At 61.9% G+C, this 5,793-nt stretch carries 4 protein-coding genes; 1 reads left to right on the plus strand and 3 read right to left on the minus strand.

Features of this window, described 5'->3' with window-relative positions:
• Positions 1–148: 148 nt before the first annotated feature.
• Positions 149–1,342 (plus strand): ABC transporter ATP-binding protein, encoded by a 1,194-nt coding sequence (locus LKE08_RS04415; protein WP_324702984.1) that lies wholly within the window; start codon positions 149–151, stop codon positions 1,340–1,342.
• A gap of 168 nt (positions 1,343–1,510) precedes the next feature.
• On the opposite strand, the gene LKE08_RS04420 is transcribed toward LKE08_RS04415, so the two are convergent.
• From LKE08_RS04420 to LKE08_RS04430, 3 genes are read right to left on the minus strand one after another with little or no spacing between them, the layout of a single operon-like run.
• The gene (locus LKE08_RS04420) at positions 1,511–2,590 is read right to left on the minus strand and encodes a hypothetical protein (RefSeq protein WP_324702985.1); all 1,080 of its coding nucleotides are present in this window, start codon (positions 2,588–2,590) and stop codon (positions 1,511–1,513) included.
• Positions 2,591–2,593: 3 nt separating this feature from the next.
• Entirely contained in the window at positions 2,594–5,272 is a 2,679-nt protein-coding gene (locus LKE08_RS04425) for a patatin-like phospholipase family protein (RefSeq protein WP_324702986.1), read from the minus strand.
• A 56-nt stretch (positions 5,273–5,328) separates the two neighbouring features.
• The gene (locus LKE08_RS04430) at positions 5,329–5,526 is read right to left on the minus strand and encodes a hypothetical protein (RefSeq protein ID WP_324702987.1); all 198 of its coding nucleotides are present in this window, start codon (positions 5,524–5,526) and stop codon (positions 5,329–5,331) included.
• Positions 5,527–5,793: the final 267 nt, after the last annotated feature.

A 5,793-nucleotide genomic window follows, 5' to 3' on the forward strand; every position in this document is an offset into this window, starting at 1 on the left:
GAAAATCGGATCATCCACATTATCCCCGATGTGGTGCCGATGTGGGGCAAAGACGGCACGGGCGATCGCATGGTGTCCATGGGGACTTCGGAGCGAGTCGTGGCGGTGAACAGGCCCATACAGGCGATCAAGGGCGGGGGTTCGGGCAATGGCTGAAGTCGTCCTGGAAAATCTCTACAAACGCTTTTCGTCTCCGAAAGCGAAATCGACTCCCGACGCCCCGTCCGACGCGGTACTCCGCAATATTAATTTGACGGTATCCGACGGGGAATTTATGGTGTTGGTGGGGCCGTCCGGGTGCGGGAAAAGTACCCTGCTGCGGCTGATCGCGGGGTTGGAAACGCCGACGGCGGGGAAAATTTGGATCGGGGACACCCTGGCGAACGATCGCCCCCCCAAGGCCCGGGATGTGGCGATGGTGTTCCAAAATTACGCCCTCTATCCCCACCTGACGGTTTACGATAATTTGGCCTTCGGGTTGCGGCGAACCCGAAATCGGGACAAGATCGGCGATCGCCTGTTGGTGGCGACGACGCGGAACCTGCCCAAATCTCTGCGGTATCAATCGGAGGGGGAGCGATCGGTGGCCGGCCGGGTGCGGCAGGTGGCCCAAATCCTCCAGATCGAACCGCTCCTGGACCGCCTCCCCAAACAACTCTCCGGGGGACAGAAGCAGCGGGTGGCGTTGGGGCGGGCGATGGCCCGCAATCCCCGGGTATTTTTGATGGACGAACCGCTGTCAAATTTGGACGCCCGGTTGCGGACGGAGACGCGATCGCAAATTGTGGAGTTGCAGCGGCAGTTGGGCACGACGACAATTTACGTCACCCACGACCAAACCGAAGCCATGACGATGGGCACCCGCATCGCGGTGATGAACGCTGGACAGATCCAGCAAATCGCCGCCCCTTTGGATTTGTACGACTTCCCCGCCAACCGTTTCGTCGCCGAGTTTATCGGTTCCCCGCCGATGAATTTTCTGCCGGTTCGACTCTCCAAAACAGGGGAATTGCTCCACCCCCATTTTAGCCTATTTTTGTCGGGCGATCGCTCTTCTAAATTGGGGGATAGGTCGGTACTTTTGGGGGTGCGGCCGGAACATCTCACCCCGGCTATTCCTTCGGCCGATCATTGGAGAGTGCGAGTCCACCGCATCGAAGCATTGGGACACGAAACCCTGTTATCGGTCAAGTTTACCGAACCGCCGGAGGAGAGTTTGCAGGTGAGAATTCCCGCCCATTCCGGGGTGAAATTGGGGGAGGAAATCGGTCTGGCGATCGCGGTCGAAAAAATTCATCTGTTCGACCCGGAGACGGGGGAGGTTTTATCGGCAAAAAAGTAGTTTTTTCGGGTGCGTTCCCGGCCGTCACCGACCGACTCGAACGATAATGAATGAGTGGGAACGCACCGACGATGTGTTAATATAGCGCGGGGCGCCATATCAATTCAAAACCCGGTTTTTTGAGTCTTTCGGTGGCAGCATGGCGGGCAATGCCCGCCCAATTTTTCTTCAATTACTATCCGTCCGCACCGGACAATTGACCTGCCCCTCGTAATCGAATTCGGCGGCATAGGTGTAGTCGATATTCAGCCAAAATTCGCCGGTGACATGGCCGCGAGTTTCCACTTGAATTTCCCGGGTCGTCGCCGCCGGAGAAGGGGAAGCGTCCGGGTCGAAGGGTGGCAAGTCGCCGAAGTGGATGGGGGTGTTGGGTTCCCAGACGATCGCGGGGATTTCGCCCGGTAAATTCGGCACCGGCGTGCGATCCGCGATCGCGTACCTATCGCCTACCGTCACCGCCGACAGATAAACCGTCACGTCCCGAAACGTCACGTTAGTGTAACAATTCGTCGCCGCGATCGCCACTGTTGAGGTTCGATTCGTCCCCAACCGGGACTGGGGAGTAATCAACTCGAAACAGGGCAGCGGCCGGGTCATTTCCAAGGAATAAGACGTGCTGAGACTGCCGCGAATCACCGCCGCCAACACCGCCGAAAACCCGCCGTCATCCGGGGGGGCAATATAACTCAATCCCCCGGTTTGTTCGGCGAGTCGGGCGTAATCGGCTTGGAATTCCTCCGGGTAAAGGCTGTCGGTGACGCCGAAATAGGTGTGGACGACGACGCCGGCAGATTTAGCCGCCGCGATGGCGCGATCGCACAGTTGCCGGTCCACTGGGCCGCCCCTGTCACCCCCCCCCAGGGCGCCGTCGCCCATATAGAAGATCGCCCGATTCGCCCGATCGCGCCAGTTAAAATAACGGCACAGGTAATCGATCGCCTCAGCCCCGTCACCCCGGGCGGGGTCGTTGCGGGTGTTGCGGGGCGACTTCAACCGCAGCAATTGGGAATCGGAAACCCCGCAGTTGCCCATCAAATAGTTGCGGAGGGTGCGGCTGAACCGGGTGTCGGGCCAGATCCCCTCGAGCCCCAGCCACGTCACCCGCAAATCGCAGGGACTCGCTTCGGTGGCCGCCGCGATGGCGGTTTCGGCGGCTTCGCTGAGGGCCTCGGCGTCGGCCCGCAAACTGGTGCGGGTATCGACGATCGCCACCAGGTCCACCTTGGGCATGGTACTGTTGTCCGTCATGATTTATTCCCCCTCGGAAATTGTGAACTTGAAGCGATCGCGGCCCCGGAAATTCACCGACACCCGGCAGGTATAGCACAACCGCGCGGTGGTGAGGTCCGTCCCGTCCCAGGACTCGTCCGGCACGAACTCGGCCGTCGCGGTGGCGGGTTCGGCGTCGGCGGCGGGCAAATCCCCCAGAACCAGGGATTCCCCGTCGGGGAGGATCCCCTGCCGATCGCCGTCCACCGTCGTCACTTCCACGTCCACCACCGCCAGATCGGCGATCGCGGCGTTGATTTCTTGGTTCGTCGCCTGCAAGGAGAGGGTCTGGGAATCCGGCGGCAGACTCGCCCGGAACGCCAATCCCGGCAGGGATTCCGGCAATTCGGCCCGGCGATCGACCCGGCGGGTGGCGAGGATGACATCCCGCAACAGGGCATAGTATTTCCCTCCGACATCGCCTTCGGCGAACGATCGCCCCCCGGTTTCCGCCGCCAGACGGCCGTAGTCCGCGGCGATTTCCTCTGCGTCGGTGCCCCAATAGGTGTGGACGGCGACGCCGGCCGCTTTGGCGGTTTGAATGGCGATATCGGCCGCTTCGATATCTTCGTCGTCGGGGCGACCGTCGCCCCCTTCCAGGGGCCGGGCGCCGACGTAGAAAATCCCCCGGGTCGCCCCCATCCGCCAGTTGAAGCGATCGCAGAGTTCTTGAATGGTGCGGGCGACATTTTCCCGGGCATCCCCGCCGGCCAATTCGCCCCGGTGACGGCTGCGAATTTCGGCAGGGGGAACCCGGCACTCGCGGATCAGGTAATCCCGAACCGTGTGGTCGAACCGGCTTCGCGCCCAGGTTCCCCCGATGCCCAGCCACGTCACCCGCAGGTCACAGGGGGCGGCCTTTTGGATGTCGGCGATCGCCGTTTCGGCGATGTCGCTGAGTCCCCGGGCTTCCGGGCGCATCGAGGCGTCGGTGTCGATGACGACAATCAAATCCACCCGGTCGGTGGCCCGTCCCGTGGCGCAGGGGCGATCGGAGCAGATGACGGCGGGGGTTTCCGGGGGCGGGGGTTCGGCGGGTGCCGCCTCCCGGTCTGGTTCGGGCGCTTCGGGGGGCGCTTCGGCCATCCAGGGTTCCGCTTCCACGGGATAGGGGAGGGCGACGCCGACTTCCAATTTCAGTTCGTAGATGCGATGGCCGCCGCTGCCCCCCACGGCGATCAGGGTCAGGGTGTGTTCCCCCGCCGAAACCGGTCCGAGTCGCAGTTGGCTCTGGCGGGTCTGGTTGTCCCCCGCCCCCCAGATGCGGATCAAGAGGATGTCGTCGAGGAAGATGCGATCTTCTTCGGCCCCGTCGCGGTTGTAGAACAGGGTGAGCTCGCCCTCGCCGTAGTCTCGCCTCAGGTGGAAGTGGATGTTGAGGCGGTCGGTGGATGCCACCCCGGGCGGTTTTTGGGCGTCGGGGGCGGTGAGGATCTTGGGCAGGTTGGGATTGTTGACGGGGTCGGGGTCGGTGCCAACTCGGTAGTGATATTCGGGGGTCCAGATGCCCGGTTGGGGGAAGTTGAGCCGTCCCGGGGGGCCGCCGATTTGCCACAGCACGCCCGGATCGAGTTGGGGGACCCGGGGCTCGGCGGCGGCCGCGAAGTCCGGGTTGGAGACGGAGAGGGTGTCGAGGAAGGTTTCGGCCTGGCGGAATCCGGCGTTGAGGAGGTGTTCGATCAGATCCGGGTCGCGATCGAATTTGGAGGCGAAATCCAGTCCAGACCGGTGGGACGGGTCGATTTCGAGTTGGCGAATTTCGACGGGGGCAATTCCGGCCCGCACGCCGTTTAAAATCCCCTGCCGCAGCCAGCGGTTGGTGCGTTCGATGAACTGCAGGCTGTGATGGAGGGCGAGGTTTCCGGAGAGTTGGTCGCGCCGCTCCGAAATTTCTTGGGGCGTCCGGGGGATGTCCTCGCAGGTGCGGGGGTTGACCCGGATCACCCACAGTTCCTCGGGCCAGCGTGAGGGGGGGATGAGGTCGGGGTCCGCCAGGGGGAGGACGGGCGGGTTTTCGGCGAACAGGCCGTCCCAGTAGGCGGCGTCGCCGATTTCGACGGCTTTGAAGAGGTTGGGGATGGCGGCGGAGGCGAGGATGGCTTCGATCTCGATTTCTCCCCGCAGGGAGTCGAAGATTTTGGAGTCTCCAGACCGGACGTTCACCGAACCTAAAAATAAGCGGGGACTCGCGGTTCGGATTAGGTCGGGGAGTTGTTCAAAATTGATGTGCTTTTCGATCAGTTTTTTCAGGTCGAGATATTCTCGCCGCGGGGTCAAGGTCTGCCAAATTTGTTGCATTCCGCCCCACAAGTAGGGGTTCGAGGCGTAGCTGGGGATGATGCCTTTTTCGTAAAATCGGCAGGATTGGACGAGGAGGTAATTCAGGTATTGTTCCCACAGTTGGGTGGCTGAGTTGTCCTGCCAAAAGTCGAGCAATTCGCGGTCGGGTGGCACCGCCTCACTTTCACCGTTTTTGAGCAGTCCGTACCAGGCCAGGAGCGCGCACAGTCCGCCACCGGAGGTGCCACTGAGGCTGACGATTTCGTAGCGCGCGCCCACGTCGGATTGTAGGAATCGCCGCAGGACTCCGGCGGTAAAGGCGGCGTGGCTCCCCCCTCCCTGACAGGCGATCGCGATCTGGGTTTTTTTCCGGGTATTCATCTGGCTATTTTTCCTCTCGGTTGTTGAACGGAATTTTGACTCGTCCTCCCGGTTCTTTAGATGGGTGAAGGGGAACGGAGGAGCGACCGCCAAAATGGGCCGTGATGGCCGGTCGTTCCCGGGGTGCGATCGCCGTTTTTAGCCGTTTGAAGAAGGGCGGAGAGCGAACCCGTTTTTCGCTTCGGCATCCGCCGGGATGCGATCGCGTCCCGGGGGGCTTTCGATTCGGTACCCCGACGGGGATGCCCTGCCATTTTTCGGGCGAGATAACCCGCCACCGTGCGATCGCCGCCGGCGGTTGTCGGGGGTCAATTTTTCACGGTCTGTCCCGGGAGAAAAGCGACGGAAAAAAACATCCGGTAAAGCCAGCTCCATCTGGTTCTGAGCGGGCGATCGGGGGCGAAATCTGCTTGAGTTGACGGCGACTTTGGCTGGCATCACGTCAAACTCCTGGGAGGGTTGGAAGCTCCGTGATTGATCGCGGAGAGGAAAACCGACTCAAGCGGCTTTAGCCGCCAGCA

Source organism: Lyngbya sp. CCY1209 (assembly GCF_035615495.1).
Lineage (GTDB): Bacteria > Cyanobacteriota > Cyanobacteriia > Cyanobacteriales > Microcoleaceae > Limnospira.

Bases quoted from the DNA above. Each gene is read 5' to 3' on its own strand.
- LKE08_RS04430 (WP_324702987.1), bottom strand. From the start codon at position 5,526: ATGGCAGGGCATCCCCGTCGGGGTACCGAATCGAAAGCCCCCCGGGAC.
- LKE08_RS04415 (WP_324702984.1), top strand. From the start codon at position 149: ATGGCTGAAGTCGTCCTGGAAAATCTCTACAAACGCTTTTCGTCTCCG.
- LKE08_RS04425 (WP_324702986.1), bottom strand. From the start codon at position 5,272: ATGAATACCCGGAAAAAAACCCAGATCGCGATCGCCTGTCAGGGAGGG.
- LKE08_RS04420 (WP_324702985.1), bottom strand. From the start codon at position 2,590: ATGACGGACAACAGTACCATGCCCAAGGTGGACCTGGTGGCGATCGTC.